The organism is Streptomyces sp. NPDC001443, assembly GCF_053597355.1.
Map to the genome: position 1 here is coordinate 341540 of NZ_JBSFIA010000003.1, position 20519 is coordinate 362058.

Genomic DNA, 20519 nt, shown 5'->3' on the forward strand with positions numbered 1-20519 from the left:
TACTCTCATTTAATGGTTACTGTCACGCAAGGCGACGACGTGCGGCACGCCGCGCGCCGATGGTGGGCCCTGGGCGCCCTGGTCGCGAGCATGCTGGTGCTCGGCTTCGACATGACGATCCTCAATGTGGCGCTGCCGACGATGGCGGACCAGCTCGGCGCCACCACCGGTCAGCTCCAGTGGATGGCGGACGCCTACATCGTCGTCTTCGCCGCGCTGATGCTCCCCGCCGGACTGCTCGGCGACCGGTTCGGACGGCGCCGGATGCTGATCACCGGGCTGGTGATCTTCCTGGCCGGCTCCCTGGTGGGCACCCTGGCCGGTGAGGTGGACTGGGTGATCGCCGCCCGCGCGCTGATGGGCGTCGGCGCGGCGCTGGTGATGCCGCTCGCCCTGTCCGTGCTGCCCTCGCTGTTCGGCCCCGACGAACGCACCCGGGCCGTCGGGATCATCTCGGCCGCCTCGGCGCTCGGCCTGCCCCTCGGCCCGATCATCGGCGGCTTCCTGCTGAACCACTTCTGGTGGGGATCGGTCTTCCTGGTCAACGTCCCGATGGTGGCCATCGGCGTCGCGGCCTGCCTGTTCCTGCTGCCCGAGACCCGCGACCCGGCCTCCCCGAAGGTCGACGCCGTCTCCACCGCGCTCACCGCGTCCGGCCTCGCCGCCCTGATCTACGCGATCATCGAGGCGCCCGGCCGCGGCTGGGGCGACGCACTGGTCCTGTCCTGCTTCGCGGTGGCCGCGGTCCTGCTCGCCGGCCTGGTCCTGCGCGAGCGGCGCAGCGAGCGCCCCATGCTCGACATGAGCCTGCTCGCCCACCGCGGCTTCCTGCTCAACACGGCCGCGGCGACCCTGGTGATGTTCGCCCTGTCCGGCCTGATGTTCGTGCTGCCGCCCTACCTCCAGGCCGTGCTCGGCAACGACGCCCTGGGCACCGGGGTGCGGCTGCTGCCGATGATGGGCGGTCTGATGATCGCCGCGCGGACCGCCCAGCCGGTGGTGGCGCGGTTCGGGTCCCGGGCCGTGGTCTCCGTGGGCCTGGTCGTCCTCGCCTTCGCCGCGCTGCTCGGCAGCCGCACCACGACCGACTCCGGCTACGGCTTCACCGCGCTGTGGCTGTCGGTCGCGGGCCTCGGCTTCGGCTTCTCGGTCGTCCCGGCGATGGACGGAGCCCTGGCCGCGCTGCCCCGCGACCGGGCCGGCAGCGGGTCCGGGCTGCTGATGACGCTGCGCCAGGTCGGCGGCGCGATCGGCATCGCCCTGCTCGGCAGTCTGCTCGCCGGCGCCTTCCGCGACCGGCTCGACGTCACCGGACTGCCCTCGAAGGCCGCCGACGCAGCCGGGGACTCGGTGGTGGCCGCACACCTCGTCGCCGAGAAGGCGGGCTCGGCCCACCTGGCGGCCTCCGCGGACGGCGCCTACGTCCACGGCATGGGCCTGGTGCTGCTGGTGTGCGCGATCGCCTCGCTGGCCGCCGCCCTGCTGGCCGCCGCCTTCCTGCCGAGCGCGCGGCCCGCCCAGAACCCCGAGAGCGACGAGGGCGACGAGGGTCCGGCCGTGGTCACGCTCACAGGTGATGCCCGACAATGAACCCCATGACGGCCGCACATCGCACCACCCCCGCCGACCGCCCCCAGCTGGGACTGAGGGAGCGGAAGAAGATCAAGACCCGGGAGGCGATCCGTACCGCCACCTACGGACTGATCGAGGAGCAGGGGTACGACGCCACGACGATCGACCAGATCGCCGAGCGCGCCGAGGTGTCGCCGTCGACCGTCTTCCGCTACTTCCCCACCAAGGAGGACATCGTCCTCACGGACGAGTACGACGCGTTCCTCATGGACGAACTGCGCGCCCGGCCCGCCGACGAGCCGTGGCCGCAGTCCATCCGCTACGTGATGCACCGGGCCCTCAGCCTCGGCGCGAAGGACGACATCGAGGTCTCCCGGCTGCGCAGCAGGCTGACGGTCGAGGTCCCCGCGGTGCGCTCGCGCATGATGGAGAGCATGTCGGTCACCGGCCGCATGCTCTGCCAGGCCATCGGCGAGCGCACCGGCCTCGACCCGGACAGCGTCGAGGTGCGGGTCTACGCCATGTCCCTGGTCGGCGGTCTGATGGAGGCGTCCCTCTACTGGGCCGAGCGAGGGCACACGGACGACTTCCCGAGTCTCATCGACCGCACCCTGGACGTCCTGCAACACGGCCTCCCGCAGCGGAACTCCTGAGACCGCGCACCGCCCCCCGTGTCATCCTGACCAGGTGAACCGACCCGAGATCCACGTCGAAGTCGCCCCCGAACTCAACCTGTTCGTCCCGCACGCCCGACGGCACGGCGCCACCGCCCTGGCCACCGACGGCGTCTCGACCCTCGGCCATGTCGTCGAGTCCCTCGGTGTCCCGCTCACCGAGGTCGGCTCGCTCGTCGTGGACGGCCGCCAGGTAGCGGTCTCGCACATCCCGGCCGCGGGCGAGTCGGTGACCGTCCGCGCGGTCGAACGCCCCCAGCGGGTCCCCGGCGCCCCGCTGCGCTTCCTCCTCGACGTCCACCTCGGCACCCTCGCCCGCCGGCTGCGCCTGCTCGGCGTGGACACGGCGTACGAGTCGACCGACATCGGCGACCCGGCGCTCGCCGCCCGCTCGGCCGCCGAACAGCGGGTGATGCTCAGCCGCGACCGCGGGCTGCTGCGCCGCCGGGAACTGTGGGCGGGCGCGTTCGTCTACAGCACCGACCCGGACGACCAGCTCCGCGACGTCCTCGACCGCTTCGCCCCCGAGCTGCGCCCCTGGACACGCTGCACCGCCTGCAACGGCCTGCTGAAGGAGGCCACCAAGGACGAGGTCGCCGACCAGCTCAAGCACGGCACGCAGGCGTCGTACGACGTGTTCGCGCAGTGCCGGGAGTGCGGGCGCGCCTACTGGAAGGGCGCGCACCACGAACAGCTGGAAGCCATCGTGGAGCGCGCCCTGGAGGAGTTCGCGGGCGAGCGCTAGCTCCTCACCCGCCGGCTCTCCACCCGCCGGCTCTGCACCGCTACTTCTTCACGTCACCCTTTCCGCAGGCGACCCCGTCCCGGTCGCGGTCCAGGGCCAGCGGGTCGTCCTTGCCGTTGACCTTCAGCCGGCCGTAGTGGTTCGTCTTCAGCCAGGCGCAGCGCGCGGCGGCCGTCTTCTTCACCTGCGCCGGGAAGACGGTCGGCACGCACACGTTGATCGTGCCGTAGTGCCGGTCGCAGCCGGAGACGGTCGGGCTGACCTGCTGCGCGGTGCGCTTCCTGCCGGGCTCGGTGACCGTGCCGGTCAGCGAGTCGGCGAAGGAGTGCACGTGCGGGGAGGCTTCGGTGGCGCTCAGCGCCGCCGGGCCCTGGAGGTGGACCCACTTCGCCACCGACGGCACGCCGTTGGCGTCGACCGCGAAGAGCATGTACCAGCCGGGCGGCGCCAGGTTGGGGTTGCTCGTCACGTTCAGGTCGACGTTGTTGCCGCTGACGGACAACGGCAGGTCCACGAACCGCTGGTTGGGGTCGGAGGAGTGGGTGACGGCGGCCGGGCGGATCAGTTCGGCCTTGGCGACGGGCCGGTCGACCGTGATCCGCTGGGTGTCGCCGTAGGTCCACTGGTTGTCGATGACCGAAGTGATCGTCGGCCGGGCGCCCTTGAGCAGATAGGGCGGGGTGTAGATCGACACGTTGTGGTTCCAGGTGCCGTTGCCCGGGTTGTCGCCGGTCGACATCACCCGCCCGTCGGGCAGCAGGAACGACGAGGAGTGGTAGCCGCGGGCCTGGGGGTCGGCGGCCACCGGGTCGAAGGTGTTGGTCGCCGGGTCGTACAGCGACGACTCGAAGACCGGGTCGGCGCGGTTGTGCAGCGCCCCGCCCGTCTCCAGCACCTTGCCGTCCGGCAGCAGCACCGCGGAGACGTACATCTTGCCCTGGTTGCCGGTCTCGGCGACGGGGCCGTTGCCGAGGTCCACCGTGCCCTGCGGCAGCGGCGGCCCGGCGACGTAGGCGGGGTTGGCCGCCTTGAGGTCGATGACGTCGGTCAGCCGGTTGCCGTCCGGGTTGGAGTCGATGTTGCCGCCGCCGAGGGTGAGGACCTTCTGGTCCTGGGCCGGGGGCAGCAGCACGCTCGCCGACTGGTCGCGCTGGTCCTTGTTCTGCAGGCCGGGGATCTGGGTGATCGTGTTGGCGTCGTAGTCGTAGATCGCCGAGCCGGTGCCGGGGATGTTGTTGCCGAAGACGTGGCTGCCCGAGTAGAAGAGGCGGCCGTCCTGCATCAGGATCATCGACGGGTACAGACCCCAGTACGACCAGGTCTGGTTGACCTGGGACAGCGGCAGCCACTTCTGCTGCGCGTCCGACCACTTCTCGGCGGTCACCGAGCCGGTGGAGTCCTCGCGCAGACCGCCGAAGGAGATGACGTCACCGTTGCCGAGTTCCGTCGCCGACGGGTACCAGTGGCCGTCGTTGAGGTCGTTGGTCTTGCTGTAGGTCTCGGTGACGGGGTCGAAGACGTACGAGTCCTTGAAGCCCTCGTAGCCGTGCCCGCCCGCCACCGGGAACGCCTTGTTGCCGCTCATCACCAGCACCCGGCCGTCCTGGAGCTGGACGTGCCCGGCGCAGAACATGTCCTTCGGGGTGGGGATGACCTTGTAGCTGCCGTCGGCCGGGTTGTAGACCGCCGAGGTGAAGGTGCCCGCGTTGAACTGCTCCTCGCTGTTGCCGGAGCCCGCGATCAGCAGCACCTTGCCGTTGTTGAGGACGACGGAGTGCATGGAGCGGACCGGGTTCTGGGTGGGCAGCACCGTCCAGCGGCCGTTGGCGCACTCGTCGGCGGTGCCGGTGCAGGCGGCCGGCGGTGTGACGTCGGGGACCTGCTCCATCGTGTAGTCGTCGGTGGTCGCCGAGCCGGTGCCGTAGACGGAGACACCCCAGGTGATGCGGTCGGTGCCGGCCGGCACCTCGGGGGTGCGGACCGAGGCCTTGGTCCAGTTGCCCTGCATCTCCAGCGTCTTGAGGTCGGTCCAGTACTGCCAGCCGGCGGTGGTGTTGTGCCGGAAGAGGGTGACGGCCGCGTCCGGGGTGGTCGTCTTGTACCAGAGCGAGAGGTCGTACTGCTTGCCCGGCGAGACCGCCGGGGCGCAGGCGGTGGACTCCGTGACCATCGCCTTGCGGTCGCCGTCGACCCGGCGGGTCAGGGTGACCTTCATGGCCTTGGTGCCGGAGTGGGCGTCGGTGGTGGTGTCGAAGGTGAAGTCGTTGTCGCCCCAGCCCGACTTCTCCCAGCAGTACGGCATGCCGTCGGTGCCGGCCGTCTCGAAGCCGGGGTTCAGGATCAGGTTGGCGGCGGAGGCGGGCTGGGGCGAGGCGAGCAGGAGCCCGGCCGTCAGGGCGCCCACCCCGACGAACGCGGTCCTTCTTCGGCTCCCGCCCGGGCGGTTCGCACGGCTGACTCGGTTCACACGGCTCTCCTTGCTGTGCGGCTGTCGGCCGGGGCGTCGGCGCGTCCCCGCCGGGGCAGGTAGACCAGCGCTTCGGTACCGACGAAGCGCAGGACGAACGTCGTCACCAGGGCCAGGGCGGTGGCGGACAGCGCCCCCATCCCGAACCGGCCGACGAACAGGGCGATCAGCGGAATGCGCAGCACCAGGTCGGCGTTGGCGAGCAGCGCGAACCGGCCGACGCGGTCCCACCAGCGCCGGTGCGAGCGCCGGTCGCGGAACAGCAGATGCTCGATGAGCAGGAAGTTCCAGGCGACGCCGAACTGGTTGGCGAGGATCTCCGCGGGGACGTAGTGCATCCCCGCGGCGGTCAGCGCCCCCAGGCCGAGCAGGTTGGGGACGAACCCGGTGGCGCCGATCAGCCCGAAGCCGATCATGCGCGCCACCGGCGAGGCGGTGCGCAGGCCGGCCAGATGGCGCAGGAAGCGCAGGCCCTCCCGCGCGCTGGACTTGGACTCGCCCGCGAACCGGTCCTGGAAGACGAAGGGCACCTCGGTGACCTGGCGGGGGCGGCTGCGCACGGCGAGTTCGAGGAGGATCTTGTAGCCGAGCGGCTTGAGGACGTCGGCGGTGACCGCGCTGCGGCGGATCGCGAAGAAGCCGCTCATGGGGTCGCTGATGCCGTGCAGCTTGCGCGGGAACAGCGACTTGGTCAGCCAGGTCGCCCCGCGCGAGACGGCCACCCGGTAGCTGCCCGCGAGCCCGGCCCGGCTGCCGCCCTTGATGTAGCGGGAGGCGACGACGAGACCGGCGTGCGCCCGCTCGCCGGTGGCGACCAGCTCCGGCACCAGGGACGGCGGATGCTGGCAGTCGCCGTCCATGACGACGATCCAGTCCGAGCCGGCCGCCCTGAGCCCCTCGACGACCGCCCCGCCGAGCCCGCCGACCGGCTCGTCCCGGTGCAGCACGGTCACCGGGAACGGGCAGTCCTCGGCCGCCGCGCGGATGACCTCGGGGGTGTCGTCGGTGGAGTCGTCCACGAAAACGACCTCGCAGGGCAGCCGGGCCGGCACCGACTCGGTGATCAGGTGCAGCAGCCGGCGGACGTTGGCGGACTCGTTGAACGTCGGTACGACGATGGTGACGGCGCCGGGTTCCGGCACCTCGGCGGCCCGTACGGCCGGGTCGCCCAGCTCGCCGGGGACGGTGTGCTCGTGGCTCATCGCGGGCCTCCGGCGGCGGTCTCGATCCGGCGGATCTCGATGCGGTCCTCGCCGGTGCCGAAGGTGGCGACCGGTGTCGAGTGCCGCAGGGCGTCCTGGACGGCGGGCAGATCGGCGGCGTCGCGCCGTACGGTCGGCGAGGCGACCACGTAGTCGAGGTCCCGCCAGCCGTGCGGCATGGTCCGGGTCACCGCGGGGTCGAGGTCGGCCTTGTAGAACCAGATCACGCCCAGTCCGGGCCGGTACCCGGCGTGCACCAGGTCCAGCCAGAGCGCGTCGTCGACCAGGACCCGGGTGTCGGCGGGGTCGGCCACCTCGGTGCTCAGCCACCGGGACGCGGCCCGGTAGGGGGCGTTGGCGTCCGCGGTGACGGCGGTGCGGTCGCCGTCGTACCACCGTGGGACCGCATAGGCCCCGGCGGCGAGGGCCAGGACCGCGGCGAGGGCGTAGCGGCCGCCGGTGACGTACCGGTTCTCGCCCTCGCCGCGCCGTCGGCGCAGCACGGCGTGGGCGACCGACGCGGTGGCGCCGGCCAGCACCAGGGCGAGGAACGGCAGGGCCCCGATGACGTACATCGCGGGCAGGTAGCCGCTGGGGCGCATCGCGACCAGGGCGAGGACGGCGACCGCGAGGGCCGGTCCGGCCAGCGCGCGGGCGGTGACCGACCAGCGCCAGGTGGCCAGCAGCAGGACCGCGCCGGCCAGGCCGCCCAGGGGCAGCACCCGGTCGTAGTACAGCCAGGAGTGCAGCACGCCGTACGAGCCGCTGCCCGGGTCCAGGATGAAGCCCGAACCGGGCCTGGACATCTGGTAGTTGATGCCGTCCCAGAGCGAGACGTGTCCGCCGCCGGGGAACAACTCGCCCTTGAGCAGGGCGAAGAGGGGGTACGACAAGCCGATCAGGGCGCAGGCGGTGACGGCGCCGGTGAGCGCGAACTTGCGGGTGTCGCGGTGTCCGTGGCGCCACATGGTGACGACCACGGCGGGCAGGACGACGAGCATCGTCTCCTTGGTGAGCACCGCCGCCGCGGCCGCGATCCCCGCGCCGAAGTGGTGCCAGAGGTGCCGGCTCGGGGAGGCGGCGAGGCAGAACGCCAGCAGCGTCCACATCACGGCGAGGTTGTCGAGGAAGATCTCGCGCTGGAGGACGACGGACAGCGGGGAGAGCCCGAACAGGGCCATGCCGAGCCCGGCCGCCCAGCGCGGCAGGGCGAGCCGCCGGGCGAGGACGTAGACCAGTACGGCGCTGACCGCGCCGACGGCCAGCATCACCAGCCGCATCGAGCCGACGGTCATCGAGCCGGGGCTGACCAGGGACGGGATCCAGGTGAGCAGGGCGATCTGGAGCCAGCCCAGGGGCGGGTGGTCGTACCAGTAGGTGTAGTGGGCCAGGCCCCGGCCCTCCTGGACGGCCCAGGCCTGGGCGAGGTAGGTGCCCTCGTCGTCGCTGAGGGTCGGGTAGTCGGCGATGTTCCAGCCCTGCACGACGAGGATCGCCACGAGGAGCACGCCGCACAGCAGGAGGTCGGGACGGGACGACCGCAGTCGCTTCGGCGGCTCCGTGCGGCCGGTCGGACGGGTCGTGGGCGCAGGCCGGCGCTGCGCGGGGACCTTGGGTGCGGTCACCGCGGGAAGGGTGGAGGTCACGCTGGGACGTCCTCTCGGATCACTTCGGATGCGGTGAGATGCGCGCCGACGTGCGTGGTCAGCTCCCAGTCGTTGCGGCCGCGGTGCTCGCGCCACACGGCGCGCACGGCGGCCCCGGCGAGGAGGACCTGGTAGAAGGGCCCGCCCACGACGAGCTTCAGGTAGTGGACGAGGCGGACGCGCAGGCCGTACTGCCTGCCGAAGTCGTGCAGTCCGACGACCTCGAAGACGAAGGTGACCAGGGCCGTGACGGCCGGGAGGAAGGTGACGAAGGCGATCCCGACGGGCACGTCGAGGAAGAGCGCGACGGCCACGTTGAGCGGGATGATGACCCCGGAGAACGCCTGGAGGAACGGCGTCATGAGGGTGTAGCGGGCCAGTAACCGCCGGCCGAAGCCCGGGAGCTGCTTCCAGTCCTTCTTCCGGTAGACCTGGAGGAAGCCCTGGTTCCAGCGGGTGCGCTGCTTCAGCAGCGACATCAGCGAGCCCGGGGTCTCCTCCCGGGTCACCATCGCGGAGTCGTAGGCGACGACGACCTTCTTGCCGACGCTGGACAGCCGTACCCCGAGGTCGCAGTCCTCGGCCAGACACTCGGGGTCCCAGCCGTCGGCCTCGCGCAGCACGTCGGTGCGCACGAAGACGGTGTTGCCTCCGAGCGGGATGAACCCCTTCTGCGCGTGCAGGTGCAGCCGGGAGCGGAACCAGAAGAAGTACTCCAGGCAGTTGCGCAGGCTGTACCAGCTGGAGTGGAAGTTGATCAGCTGCACCCCGCCCTGGACGACGTCCGCGCCGGTGCTGCGGAACGCGTGGTCGACATGGGCGAGCAGCTCGGGGTGGACCTGGTCCTCGGCGTCGAAGACCCCCACGACATCGCCGCGGCAGTGCGGCAGCGCCGTGTTCATGGCCTTGGGCTTGTTCTTCTTCTCGTGGGTGTCGACGACCACCCGGACCCGTGGATCGCGCCGCGCCGCCTGCTCGGCGACCGCCGCGGTCTCCGGGTCGTCGTGTCCGACGATGACGATGATCTCGAAGTCGGTGTGGCTCGATTCCAGCAGCCGTTGGATGGTGTGGTCCAGCACTGCCTGTTCGTGCCGGGCCGGCAGCAGCAGCGAGAAGGAGAGGTGCTCGCCCCCGTCCGGTCTGCTGAAGCGGGTGGAGGCCAGCACCTCGGGCGTACGCCACGCGTGCATCTGCCACCACAGGGTGAAGGCGGCCATCCAGAACAGTGCCAGTGAAACGGCAGCGATGAAGACAGACGTCAGCAACAGATCCCCCCGGATCCCCATAGCCCCCTGGACGCGACGGGGAGTCACGACCGTCGCGTTACTGTGCAGAGACTAGGGGGGAACTGTGAAATGAGGCAGCTCTTCCGATAAATAGCTTGTTTCGGAACTGAGCCGCCATTACCCGGATGTGTCCGAACACATGCCCAATTCGGGCACGCCCGATCGGCCATCCATGGCCCGTTTCAGCCGCTCAGCGCCGCGCGCAGCCGCTCCTTTTCGGTCGTCGGGGCGTCGCACGTGAAGTTACGGCAGACGTACGCCGTCGGCTCTCCGCCGACCAGCGGGCGGTCGGACAGCAGCGGGAACTCGTCACTCTCCGCGGTCCCGACGGCGACCACGGCACCGGGGGCGGTGCCCAGCAGTGCCGTACGGTGCAGCGCCCGGGTCGCCGGATCGTCCAGCGACGGGCCGACGATCGCGACCTCCCGCGGCCCGTCCAGCAGCGCCTCGGCGACCGCGAGCCCCCAGCCGATGAACCGCGGCACCCGCGGACCGAGCGCCTTCACCACGCCCGACGCCCGCTCCGCCGCCGTCCGGTGGGGCTCGGAGCCGGTCTGTGCCGCGTAGCCCAGCAGGGCGCCCGCGGCGGCCGTCCAGCCGGACGGGGTGGCGTTGTCGGTCGGATCCTGCGGGCGGCGGATCAGCTTCTCGGCGTCGGCCGCGGTGTCGAACAGGGCGCCCGACCCGGGGTCGACGAATCCGGCCAGTACGTGGTCGAGGAGCAGCCCGGCGAATTCGAGCCACACCCCCTCGCCGGTCACCGACGCCAGCGCGAGGAAGCCCTCGGCGACATCGGCGTAGTCCTCCAGCACTCCCGCGTTCGCCCCGGTCCGGCCGTCCTTGCTGGTGCGGGAGAGCCGCGCGTACTCGTCCAGGTGCAGCCGCACCAGGAGATCGGCGGCGGAGACGGCGGCCTCGACCAGGTCGGGGCGGTCGAAGTAGGCGCCGGTCTCGGCGAGGGCGGCGATCGCGAGCCCGTTCCAGGCGGCGACGACCTTGTCGTCCCGGCCCGGCGCGGGGCGCAGGCCCCGGGCCGCGAGCAGCCGGGCCCGGACCGAGGTGACCTTCTCCGCGTCGAACACACCCTCCTGCTGGGGAAGTTGCAGCACGGAGGAGCCCTCCTCGAAGGTCCCCTCCGCGGTCACCCCGAAATAGGCGGCGGCCAGTTCGGCGTCCTGCTCCCCGAGCACCTCGGCGAGCTGCGCGGGTGTCCACACGTAGTACGCGCCCTCGACGTGCCGGCCGCTGCCGTCGTCGCTGTCGGCGTCGAGCGCGGAGGCGAACCCGCCCTCGTTCGTGCGCAGTTCGCGCACCATGAAGTCGGCCGTCTCCAGCGCCACCCGCCGGGCCGACTCCGAGCCGGTGGTCCGCCACAGATGTGCGTAGACACGGCACAGCAGGGCGTTGTCGTAGAGCATCTTCTCGAAGTGGGGCACGATCCAGTCCCGGTCCACGGAGTACCGGGCGAAGCCACCGCCCAACTGGTCGTAGATACCGCCACGGGCCATCCGCTCGCAGGTGTCCTGCGCCATCTGGAGCGCGCCCTCGGAGCCGGTACGGGCGTGGTGGCGCAGCAGGAACTCGACCACCATGGACGGCGGGAACTTGGGCGCCCCGCCGAACCCGCCGCGCCGGGCGTCGTACTCCCGGGTGAGCGCGAGCAGCGCCTGGGCGAGCTCCTCGTCGCCCGGGGTCCGCGCGTCGCCGTAGGAGATCTCCCGTGCCGCCAGGTCCCGCACGATCTTCCCGGCGACCTCGGCGACCTCGTCGCGCCGGTCGGTCCAGGCGCCGTGCACCCCCTCCAGCACCTGCCGGAAGGACGGCATGCCCTGCCGGGGCTCGGGCGGGAAGTAGGTCCCGAAGTAGAAGGGCTCGCCGTCCGGGGTCAGGAAGACCGTCATGGGCCAGCCGCCCTGGCCGGTCGCCGCCTGCACGGCCTCCATGTAGACGGCGTCGACGTCGGGCCGCTCCTCGCGGTCGACCTTGACGGACACGAAGTGCTCGTTCATGTACGCGGCGGTGCCATCGTCCTCGAAGGACTCGTGCGCCATGACGTGACACCAGTGGCAGCTGCTGTAGCCGACGCTCAGCAGCACCGGCCTGCCGGTCGTACGGGCCTCCTCGAAGGCCTCGGCCGACCACGGCCACCAGTCCACGGGGTTGTCGGCGTGCTGGAGCAGATACGGGGACGTCTCATGAGCCAGGCGGTTCGGCATGAGGTCCATCCTGCCCCAGTACCCACTGATCCACGGTCAGCGCCGGTGCGGCGCGGCTCCCGCCCGCACCGGCCGCGGGCCGTCGGCCCTCTCCCCTGCACGCCTCGTCCGCCGCACACTTGACCACGAGGCACACCGTCGCCGCCGGAGGGGGACCTGGCATGAGGGACAGTCACAGGGTGGAGGCCGAGGAGCTGATCGTGCGGGCCGTCGAGGAGGAGGTACGGCGCTCCGGCGGCCGTGCCGACGGACAGGTCCTGCTCACCCGCACGCGCGCCGCCCTCGACACCATGGCGCGGACGGCCGCCGAGGAGTACACGGCCTACACCCGCGCCCTCGACGAGGCGCACGCCGGACAGCTCACCTTCAAGCAGCGCTACGCCCGTCAGGGTGGCGCGACCCCCCTGCTGGTGGCGGCCGTCGCCGCGGTCGCGGCCGCCGTCAGCGACCTGGCCCTGGGCACCGGCGCGGGCACGGCGCTGGCCGCGGGCGCCACCGTCGGGGTCGTCGGCGCGGCGGCGACCGTCGTGAAGGTGGCCGGTTCCCATCTGCCGGCGGCACACCATCGGGCGGGAGCCGTGGGCCAGCCGGGCGGCCCCGAACAGCTGAGGTTGCAGTGGCTGACGGCGCTGGAGGTACGCGGGATACGTCCGTTCCTGGACCAGCAACGGGTGCTGAGCGCGTCCACCGGCCCGAAGAAGACGGGCCCGCAACTGCGCGGGGCGGACAAGAGCGCGGCCGCGCGCGGCCGCAGCGTGCTGGGCCAGTCCTTCGGGCAACTGCCCGAGCCCGGCGGGATGTTCACCGGCCGCCGGACGGAGCTGGCGCAGATCGGGCAGTGGGTGCAGGCGGCCCGCGCGAGCTCCGAGACCCGGCCGACGGTCGTCGTGCTGCACGGGGCGCCCGGCAGCGGTCGCACCACCCTCGCGGTCCGTGCCGCCCACGATCTGAAGGACCAGTTCCGGGGCGCGTGCGTGGTCGATCTGCGCGGCGACAGCGCGCAGGAGCCGCCGCTGCCCACCCGGGACGCGCTGCTGCATCTGCTCAACCGGCTCGGCGCGCCCCGCGAGCAGTTGCTGTTCCGGGAACGCGTCTCCCCCGAACAGCAGGTCAAACGGCTGACCGAGCTCTACCACCAGCATCTGACCGGGCTGCCCGTCACCGTGATCCTGGACGACGCCTGCGACCCCGAGCAGATCCGCACACTGGTCCCCGAGCGCTCCGACAGCCTGGTCCTCGTCACCGCCCGCGAGCCGCTGGAGCTGCCCGCCGAGCTGACCGCCTGGGTGCACCGGCTGCCGGTACGGGCCCTGGACGCGGCCGGCGCGGAGGCGCTGCTCGGGGCGGCCGCGCAGGACGGCTCAGCGCCCTACGACGCCCAATCGGCCGACTTGATAAGCCGGTTGTGCGGCGCGCTGCCGCTGGCCCTGCGGATCGCGGGCTCCGCGCTCGGTCCGCGCTCGCCCCGGCAGCTCGCCACCGACCTCAGCGCGTACGGCCCGGTCGAACCGGTCGAGCGGGCCCTGTGGCTGCGCTACACCGACCAGCCGGACCCGGCCCGCAGGCTGCTCAGACGGCTGGCCCTGGCCGGCCGGGCCTCGCTCGGCGCGGCGGCCGCCGCCGCGCTGCTGGCCACCGACCGGCAGGAGGCCACCCAGCAGCTCGTGGCGCTCTCCCGGGCGGGCCTGATCGACCACGTGCGCGGCGACCGCTACCGGCTGCACGACCTGGTCCGCTCCTTCGCCCAGGCCCGCCTCCTCGACGAGGAGGAACCGGCCGAGCGCACGGCCGCACAGGAACGGCTGATCGTCAGCTACGCCGAGCTGGCCGACTCGGTGCTGCGGCTCGTCGACGGCAACATGTCCACCCGCTCGGACCGGTTCAGCCCGCACGGCTTCACCTCCCTCGACGAGGCGCTGCGCTGGCTGGACGACGAGTCGAGCTTCATCACCGCGACCCTGCGGCACGCGGAGGGCGTGGACCAGGCCGCGGTGCAGAACCTGCTCGGCGCGCTGTGCGACTACTGCCTGCTGCGCGGCGACCTCTACCGGCTGGGCGAGATCAGCGAACTGGCCCAGTCCGTCGACCAGGGTCTGCTGGTCCGCTCGGTGCAGTGGCGCACCGGCATCGCGGCCCGCCAGCTCGGCGAGCTCGACAAGGCCCGCACGACCCTCACCTCCGTCGTCGACCTCTACCGGGAGGCCCACCACGACGCGGGCGCCGCCCGTGCCCTGTGCTCGCTGGGCATCACGCTGCACCACCAGGGTCTGCTGACCGAGGCGGCGGCACGGCTGCGGGAGGCCCTGGCCCTCCAGGCGGATCCCGCGCTCGCCACGGACCGTGCCTGGACCATGCACGCGCTGGCCGCCGTGGAACGCGACCGCGCCCACCTCGCCGAGGCCCTCGACCTGCTGACCCGCTCCCTGGTGCTGCACCACGAGGGCGGTTCCGTGCACGGCGAGGCGTGGGCCCACTTCCAGCTCGGCCAGCTCGGGCTGCGCATGGGCGACGTACCGCGCGCGGAGGCGGAACTCGGCAAGGCCCTCGACCTGTACGGCCGCACCGGCGACGCCCGCGGCGAGGCCTGGGCGCTGACCCAGCTCGCGCGGGCCCGGCTGGTGGCCGGCGATCCCTCGCCCGCGGTGGACGGCCTGCGCCGGGCGGCCGACCGGCACCGCGACAACGAGGACGCCCGCGGCGAGGCCTGGACCCTCTACTACCTCGGCCAGTCGCTGGAGGAGACCGGCGACCTGGACCGCGCGGTGCGCGCGCTGGAGCGCTCCCGCACGATGTTCTCCCGGATGCGCGACGTCTACGGCCTGGCCTGCGCCCGCCACCACTCGGCCCGGGTGACCCGCAACCAGCGCGCCGCGCAGACCGGCTCGCTGCGCAACTCCGGCTTCGCCCGCCAGCTCCTCGTCGACGCCCGCGCCGACTTCCAGCGCATCGGCGTCGCCCACGGGGAGGCCTGGACCTGCCTGGAGCTGGCGGTCGTCGACGCGGGCAACGCCCGCGACCGGCAGGCCCTGGCCCTGTGCGACGAGGCCACCGGCCTGTTCACCTCGTACGGCGATCTGCGCGGCGCCGACTGGGCCGCCTTCCTGCGCTGCACCCTGCTGCCGCACACCGACCCCGCCGGCGCCGAGGCCGGCACCGCGGCGGCCCTGCGCGAGGTGAGCCGACTCGCCGGCTCGGGGCACCCGCTGCGCGACGAGAAACTGGCCGGCTGCCTGGAGGCGTACCGGCTGCTGCTGGAGCGGGGCGTGAGCCCGGAGGCGGGCTGGCAGGCATGGCGCCTGGGCATGGTCCCGGACCGGCACGCCCGCGAGGTGATGGGCGTACCGGTTCCGGCGGGGACCCGAGCCGCGCGGTGACTCCCGCGGACGCGGGGCGGTGGGACGGCCGGGCGCGGGGCGGTGGGATCGCCGCCCCTGCCCGGTCCGGCCGACCGGGGCCGGTCAGCCCTGCCGGGGCTCGGCCTGAGCCGCCGCCGTCGCCCGGGAGCCGGCCTCGGCCGCGGAGTCCGCGCCCTGGGACTCCTTGAAGTCGACCTTGCCCATGTGCTTGTTCATGGACTTCATCAGGGCCCACACCGCCAGGGCCATCGCCGCGAAGACGATGAAGCCGAGGACGCCGGGGGTGACCTTGTTCTCGTCGACCTCCTTGGCGAGGGGGACGAGGTGCGTCACTGCCAGACTCACGCTTGCGCTCATGTCAGGCATTGTCGCGGATGCCCGCAAAGAGGTCGTCCTCGGGGAGGGAGGTGTCCACGAGGGACTTCGCCAGCTCGTACTCCTCCGTCGGCCAGACCTCCTTCTGGAGCTCCAGCGGCACCCGGAACCAGCCGCCGTCGGGGTCGATCTGCGTGGCGTGCGCGATCAGCGCCTTGTCGCGGATCTCGAAGAAGTCGGCGCACGGGACGTGCGTGGTGAGCGTGCGCTCGGTGCGCTCGAACTCGCTCCAGCGCTTGAGCCAGTCCCCGTACGGCGACTCCATGCCCCGGTCCAGCAGCGCGTGGTGCAGCGCCTCGGTGCGCGGACGGTTGAAGCCCTGGTTGTAGTACAGCTTGAGCGGGCGGCAGACCGGGCCGTACTCGCTCTCGGGGTACTTCTCCGCGTCCGCCGCGCCCTCGAACGCCACCATCGAGATCTTGTGGGTCATGATGTGGTCGGGGTGCGGGTAGCCGCCGTTCTCGTCGTAGGTGGTGATCACCTGGGGACGGAACGAGCGGATCTGCCTGACCAGCTCGCCGGCCGCCTTGTCGACGTCCTCCAGGGCGAAACAGCCCTCGGGCAGCGGGGGCAGCGGGTCGCCCTCGGGCAGGCCGGAGTCGACGAAGCCGAGCCACTCCTGCTTGACGCCGAGGATCTCCCGGGCCTCGTCCATCTCCTTGCGGCGCACCTCGTGGATGTTCTCCTCGATGTACTTGTCGCCCTGGAGCTTCGGGTTGAGGATGGAGCCGCGTTCCCCGCCCGTGCAGGTCACGACCAGCACGTCCACCCCCTCGGACACGTACTTCGCCATGGTGGCCGCGCCCTTGCTCGACTCGTCGTCGGGGTGCGCGTGCACGGCCATCAGTCGCAGCTGGTCAGTCAAGACTCATTCCTCGGTGGTCGGCCCCCGCTGGGCACGGGTGCAGGTCGGTAGGTGCCGGCCCGCAGGGGAGGTCGTTGTGGGGTGGCGGTCGGGCCGCGGGCGGGCGGCTTCTATAGTGACCGAATCGGGGGACGAATAATTCCGGGGTCCCGCCCCGGAGGGCACATTCGGAGCTTCATCCGACACCGCCGAGGGCGTTGCCGAGAGGACGATCATGAGTACGGCGAGCACGGGACTGCCCGAGGGCCGTTACGGCCGTTCCTCGGACGAGCGGGCCGACCGCACGCTCAAGGTCGTCGGGTCCGTGCTCGGCGCCGCGCTGCTGGCCCTGATCGGCTTCCTCGGCTACCACTACGTGGTCCAGAACGAGATCAGCGCCCAGGTGATCACCTTCGACGCCTCGGCGCACGCGGTGAAGGTCCATCTCGAAGTGCACAAGGACGCGGGCGCCGACGGCTACTGCACGCTGCGCTCCCAGGCCGCCGACGGCTCCGAGGTGGGCCGGGCGGACTTCCGCTTCTCCGGCTCGGCCACGCGGATCGACAAGGTCGTCACCCTGCGTACGACGGCCCCCGGCACCACGGCCCAGCTCCTCGGGTGCCATGTCGGCTGACACCTGCTGACACCGGCCCCACCGCCGGAACCGGTCCCTACCGGCCGTACCGGCCCCTACCGGCCGACATCGGCCGCTATCGGCTGACGAGGTGCGCATCCTCCGGAATGCGTAGCCGCTGACCTGCGCCGACAGAATTCTGGTGGCTTATGTCCTCCCCCTGCGGGCCATGAATTGTTAGGCTCGTGGTTTCGCCCATCCGTGAGGGACCATTCTTGTGGGGAGGGCGATGCTTTGTATTCCCTGTACCGACGAGGAGCACCCTGTGACCCAGACCAGCGAGAACGTCACCTGGCTGACCCAGGAGGCGTACAACAAGCTCAAGGACGAGCTTGAGTACCTTACTGGTCCCGCGCGCACGGAGATCGCCGCCAAGATCGCGGCCGCGCGTGAGGAGGGCGACCTGCGTGAGAACGGCGGGTACCACGCCGCCAAGGAGGAGCAGGGCAAGCAGGAGCTCCGCGTGCGCCAGCTGACCCAGCTCATGGAGAACGCCCAGGTGGGCGAGGCCCCGGCCTCGGCGGACGGCACGGTCGCGCCCGGCATGGTCGTGACGATCGCCTTCGACGGCGACGAGGACGACACGATGACGTTCCTCCTCGCCTCGCGCGAGTACGCGAGCGCCGACATCGAGACCTACTCGCCGCAGTCCCCGCTGGGTTCCGGCGTGATCGGCCACAAGGTCGGCGAGGACGCGGAGTACGAGCTGCCCAACGGCAAGAAGGCCTCGGTGCGCATCCTGAAGGCCGAGCCCTACAGCGGCTGAGCCCTCCCCTCTCGTACAGAGCCCCCGGCGTCGCCGAGACGCCGGGGGCTTCGTCGTACGACGACCGGACGATGCTCGTCCACCGCCGCCGTACGCCCGGCTGCCCGCGAGGCACCCTCGGGGCTTCAGCCGATGACGGTGTACCCCGCCTCGCGCAGGGCCCGGCCGACCTCGGCGCAGTGCTCCGCGCCCTTCGTCTCCAGGTGCAGCTCCACCTCCGCCTCCGCGAGGCCGAGCCGTGGGTCGGTCCGTACGTGGCTCACGTCGAGGACGTTGGCGTCGGCCACCGACAGCACGCCCAGGAGCGCCGCGAGGGCACCGGGCCGGTCCGTCAGACGTACGGTCACCGCGAGGTAGCGGCCCTGCGCGGCCATGCCGTGCCGCAGGATCCGCTGGAGCAGCAACGGGTCGACGTTGCCGCCCGACAGCAGCGCCACCACCGGCCCCTCGAAGGCCCCGGGCTCGCTCAGCAGTGCCGCGACCGGAGACGCCCCGGCGGGTTCGACGACGAGTTTGGCCCGCTCCAGGCAGTGCAGCAGCGCGGTCGACAGGGCGTCCTCGCCGACCGTGCGGACCTCGTCCACCAGCGTGTCGACGATCCCGAAGGGCACGTCACCGGGCCGTCCCACCTTGATGCCGTCGGCCATGGTGGCCGGGTTCTCGATCGACACCGGGCGTCCGGCGGCCAGCGAGGGCGGATAGGCGGCCGCGCCCTCCGCCTGCACACCGACGATCCGCACGTCCGGCCGCAGCGCCTTCACCGCGACCGCGACCCCGGCCGCCAGGCCGCCGCCGCCGATCCCGACCACGATCGTGCGCACCTCGGGGCACTGGTCCAGGATCTCCAGGCCCACCGTGCCCTGGCCCGCGATGATGTCGGGGTGGTCGAAGGGGTGGATGAACACCGCGCCCGTCGCGTCCGCGTACTCCTGGGCGGCGGCCAGCGTCTCGTCGACCACCTGTCCGTGCAGGCGCACCTCGGCGCCGTAGTGCTGGGTCGCGCTGATCTTCGGCAGCGGGGCGCCCTTGGGCATGAACACGGTGGAACGCACCCCGAGCAGCGACGACGCCAGCGCGACACCCTGCGCGTGGTTGCCCGCGCTGGCGGCGACGACGCCGGCGGCCCGCTCCTCGGGCAGCAGCCCGGCGATCCGCACGTAGGCGCCGCGCAGCTTGAACGACCCGGTCCGCTGGAGGTTCTCGCACTTGAGGTGCACCGGCGCGCCCACCAGCCGCGACAGGTACCTGCTGCCTTCCATCGCGGTCGTGCGGGCCACGCCCGCGAGCATCTTCTGCGCTCCGCGCACGTCGTCCAGGGTGACCGGCGGCAAGGGGTCGGCCTTGCGGTAGTTCATGACTCAAGTCTCGCAGTTCACAGCTGAAGCGTTCCTTTGTGACCAACCACCGAGACTGGTTTCCTCAGCGCCGGTACGGCTCGCCCTTCGGCCGCGTACCCTTTCCCCCACATCCCAGCACCCTTCATGAAGTGAGTCCGCGGCCATGCCCACAACACCCGAAATGTCGATGGACATGACGACCCTCGGTGACCCCGGTCTGCTGGACACCCTCCAGCACGAGGTGGCGGTGTTCGCCCGCCGTGCCGAACAGACCCGGCTCGGCGGCGTGGGGCAGGTGCGCAACTCCATGGACCGTGCCGCGTACCTCCTGCTCAACCGGCTGGACAACGAAGGCCCGATGGGCGTCAAGGCGCTCGCCGCGAGCATGGGCATCGACTCCTCGACCGTCACCCGGCAGGTGGCCCCGCTGGTGGACACCGGCCTGGTCAAGCGCACCTCGCACCCGGAGGACGGGCGCGCGGTGGTGCTCCAGCTCTCCCCGCGGGGGCTGGCGCGACTGGAGGAAGTGCGCTCGTCGAGGCGTCAGTTGATGGCCGAACTGACGCACGACTGGGCGCCCGGGGAGCGTGAGACGTTCTGTGCGCTCCTGACCCGTTTCAACAGCGCGCTCTCCTCCCGGATGGCGCCCCAGGCGATCGTCGGCTCGAACCCGCAGCCCGCTTCCTGAGCCGCGGCCGACGCACCGGGCCGCGGCGGTCTCCCCCCGGCGGGACGCGCGGCCCGGGGTTTCCGGCCGTACGCGCCCCTTGACCGAAAGGCCGCGCCGGGCCTCATATGAGACCGGGTCTCCCTCACCAACGGCGGGGAACCGTTTCCTCAGGGCGGCTGCCAGGCGGGAGGCACGGTGCGAGAACGTCATGCCCCGCAAGCTGCCCGCCAGGACCGGGAGTTCGAGTCGTTCGTGGCCGGCGCGGGCGGACGGCTGCTGCACACCGCCACGCTGCTCACGGCGGAGGCGCCGGACGACAACCCACGCGCGCGACGCCTGCTGACGCTGGCCCTGGCCCACACCTACGCGTACTGGGACCGGCTGCGCGGCGAGGATCCGTACGACCGCGCCCGCCGATATCTGGCCACCCGGTTCGCCCATGGTGCGTGGTACCGGTACGGCGTTCTCGGTATCGGCCGTCGCGCCCGCGGGCACCCCGCGAGCGCGCTGGCCGTCCTCACGGCGCAGGAGCGTCTGATCCTGGTCCTGCGGTTGTACGAGGGGGTCGCGGAGGAACAGGCGGCGTCGCTGCTCGGGCTGCCCGTCGAACGCGTCCACGCGATCTGCGACCGGGCGACGGCCACCCTGCTGCACCCGCCCAGGAGCGCGGCGCCGGCAGTGGCCGGGGCGAAGGCGGCCCCGTCGTGACGGCCCCCGGGACAGGGCGGC

16 protein-coding genes are annotated in these 20519 nt (G+C 72.1%); 8 read left to right on the forward strand and 8 right to left on the reverse strand.

The features are described from left to right. The first annotated feature begins 12 nt into the window (after positions 1-12). From ACWC24_RS06520 to ACWC24_RS06530, 3 genes are read left to right on the forward strand one after another with little or no spacing between them, the layout of a single operon-like run. A complete protein-coding gene (locus tag ACWC24_RS06520) occupies positions 13-1590 on the forward strand; it encodes an MFS transporter (protein ID WP_450661694.1) in 1578 nt (525 codons plus the stop codon). A gap of 5 nt (positions 1591-1595) precedes the next feature. Further along, the gene (locus ACWC24_RS06525) at positions 1596-2225 is read left to right on the forward strand and encodes a TetR/AcrR family transcriptional regulator (RefSeq protein ID WP_450661695.1); all 630 of its coding nucleotides are present in this window, start codon (positions 1596-1598) and stop codon (positions 2223-2225) included. A 34-nt stretch (positions 2226-2259) separates the two neighbouring features. Beyond that, the gene (locus ACWC24_RS06530; protein WP_450661696.1) at positions 2260-2991 is read left to right on the forward strand and encodes a Mut7-C RNAse domain-containing protein; all 732 of its coding nucleotides are present in this window, start codon (positions 2260-2262) and stop codon (positions 2989-2991) included. Between the two features lie 40 nt (positions 2992-3031). On the opposite strand, the gene ACWC24_RS06535 is transcribed toward ACWC24_RS06530, so the two are convergent. The 5 genes from ACWC24_RS06535 to ACWC24_RS06555 form a co-directional block, all read right to left on the reverse strand. Further along, on the reverse strand, positions 3032-5458 hold the full coding sequence (locus ACWC24_RS06535; protein WP_450661697.1) for a galactose oxidase-like domain-containing protein: 2427 nt from the start codon (positions 5456-5458) through the stop codon (positions 3032-3034). Continuing rightward, complete coding sequence (locus ACWC24_RS06540) at positions 5455-6660, reverse strand: glycosyltransferase (RefSeq protein ID WP_450661698.1); 1206 nt, start codon at positions 6658-6660, stop codon at positions 5455-5457. The genes ACWC24_RS06535 and ACWC24_RS06540 overlap by 4 nt, the downstream gene beginning before the upstream one ends. Beyond that, positions 6657-8306: an ArnT family glycosyltransferase gene (locus tag ACWC24_RS06545; RefSeq protein ID WP_450661699.1), complete on the reverse strand. Its 1650-nt coding sequence runs from the start codon at positions 8304-8306 to the stop codon at positions 6657-6659. The genes ACWC24_RS06540 and ACWC24_RS06545 overlap by 4 nt, the downstream gene beginning before the upstream one ends. Further along, on the reverse strand, positions 8303-9571 hold the full coding sequence (locus ACWC24_RS06550) for a glycosyltransferase (RefSeq protein ID WP_450661700.1): 1269 nt from the start codon (positions 9569-9571) through the stop codon (positions 8303-8305). The genes ACWC24_RS06545 and ACWC24_RS06550 overlap by 4 nt, the downstream gene beginning before the upstream one ends. Positions 9572-9774: 203 nt before the next feature. Beyond that, positions 9775-11808: a thioredoxin domain-containing protein gene (locus ACWC24_RS06555; protein ID WP_450661701.1), complete on the reverse strand. Its 2034-nt coding sequence runs from the start codon at positions 11806-11808 to the stop codon at positions 9775-9777. A gap of 161 nt (positions 11809-11969) precedes the next feature. Here ACWC24_RS06555 and ACWC24_RS06560 point away from each other — a divergent pair, with 161 nt between their 5' ends. Then, the gene (locus ACWC24_RS06560) at positions 11970-15182 is read left to right on the forward strand and encodes a tetratricopeptide repeat protein (protein ID WP_450661702.1); all 3213 of its coding nucleotides are present in this window, start codon (positions 11970-11972) and stop codon (positions 15180-15182) included. A gap of 84 nt (positions 15183-15266) precedes the next feature. On the opposite strand, the gene ACWC24_RS06565 is transcribed toward ACWC24_RS06560, so the two are convergent. Both ACWC24_RS06565 and mca read right to left on the reverse strand, forming a co-directional pair. Continuing rightward, the gene (locus ACWC24_RS06565) at positions 15267-15530 is read right to left on the reverse strand and encodes a hypothetical protein (RefSeq protein WP_450661703.1); all 264 of its coding nucleotides are present in this window, start codon (positions 15528-15530) and stop codon (positions 15267-15269) included. Then, positions 15523-16383 (reverse strand): mycothiol conjugate amidase Mca, encoded by an 861-nt coding sequence (gene mca, locus ACWC24_RS06570; RefSeq protein WP_450661743.1) that lies wholly within the window; start codon positions 16381-16383, stop codon positions 15523-15525. The genes ACWC24_RS06565 and mca overlap by 8 nt, the downstream gene beginning before the upstream one ends. Positions 16384-16618: 235 nt before the next feature. On the opposite strand from mca, the gene ACWC24_RS06575 reads away from it, so the two are divergent. Both ACWC24_RS06575 and greA read left to right on the forward strand, forming a co-directional pair. Beyond that, entirely contained in the window at positions 16619-17017 is a 399-nt protein-coding gene (locus tag ACWC24_RS06575; RefSeq protein ID WP_450661704.1) for a DUF4307 domain-containing protein, read from the forward strand. A 265-nt stretch (positions 17018-17282) separates the two neighbouring features. Continuing rightward, positions 17283-17783, forward strand: coding sequence for a transcription elongation factor GreA (gene greA, locus ACWC24_RS06580; RefSeq protein ID WP_162468080.1), 501 nt, complete (start codon positions 17283-17285; stop codon positions 17781-17783). Positions 17784-17908: 125 nt separating this feature from the next. On the opposite strand, the gene ilvA is transcribed toward greA, so the two are convergent. Continuing rightward, positions 17909-19138 (reverse strand): threonine ammonia-lyase, encoded by a 1230-nt coding sequence (ilvA, locus tag ACWC24_RS06585; protein WP_450661705.1) that lies wholly within the window; start codon positions 19136-19138, stop codon positions 17909-17911. A gap of 163 nt (positions 19139-19301) precedes the next feature. Between ilvA and ACWC24_RS06590 the strand changes: the two genes are divergently transcribed. Both ACWC24_RS06590 and ACWC24_RS06595 read left to right on the forward strand, forming a co-directional pair. Continuing rightward, a complete protein-coding gene (locus tag ACWC24_RS06590; protein WP_450661744.1) occupies positions 19302-19808 on the forward strand; it encodes a MarR family winged helix-turn-helix transcriptional regulator in 507 nt (168 codons plus the stop codon). Between the two features lie 177 nt (positions 19809-19985). Continuing rightward, positions 19986-20498 carry a sigma factor-like helix-turn-helix DNA-binding protein gene (locus tag ACWC24_RS06595; RefSeq protein WP_450661706.1) on the forward strand — a complete coding sequence of 171 codons (513 nt, stop codon included), beginning with the start codon at positions 19986-19988 and terminating at the stop codon, positions 20496-20498. Positions 20499-20519 lie beyond the last annotated feature (21 nt).

What these genes read in the sequence shown, in the direction of transcription:
- ACWC24_RS06520 (WP_450661694.1), top strand. Translation starts at nt 13, where the DNA reads ATGGTTACTGTCACGCAAGGCGACGACGTGCGGCACGCCGCGCGCCGA.
- ACWC24_RS06525 (WP_450661695.1), top strand. Translation starts at nt 1,596, where the DNA reads ATGACGGCCGCACATCGCACCACCCCCGCCGACCGCCCCCAGCTGGGA.
- ACWC24_RS06540 (WP_450661698.1), bottom strand. Translation starts at nt 6,660, where the DNA reads ATGAGCCACGAGCACACCGTCCCCGGCGAGCTGGGCGACCCGGCCGTA.
- ACWC24_RS06555 (WP_450661701.1), bottom strand. Translation starts at nt 11,808, where the DNA reads ATGCCGAACCGCCTGGCTCATGAGACGTCCCCGTATCTGCTCCAGCAC.
- ACWC24_RS06560 (WP_450661702.1), top strand. Translation starts at nt 11,970, where the DNA reads ATGAGGGACAGTCACAGGGTGGAGGCCGAGGAGCTGATCGTGCGGGCC.
- ACWC24_RS06565 (WP_450661703.1), bottom strand. Translation starts at nt 15,530, where the DNA reads ATGCCTGACATGAGCGCAAGCGTGAGTCTGGCAGTGACGCACCTCGTC.
- mca (WP_450661743.1), bottom strand. Translation starts at nt 16,383, where the DNA reads ATGGCCGTGCACGCGCACCCCGACGACGAGTCGAGCAAGGGCGCGGCC.
- ACWC24_RS06575 (WP_450661704.1), top strand. Translation starts at nt 16,619, where the DNA reads ATGAGTACGGCGAGCACGGGACTGCCCGAGGGCCGTTACGGCCGTTCC.
- ilvA (WP_450661705.1), bottom strand. Translation starts at nt 19,138, where the DNA reads ATGAACTACCGCAAGGCCGACCCCTTGCCGCCGGTCACCCTGGACGAC.
- ACWC24_RS06590 (WP_450661744.1), top strand. Translation starts at nt 19,302, where the DNA reads ATGTCGATGGACATGACGACCCTCGGTGACCCCGGTCTGCTGGACACC.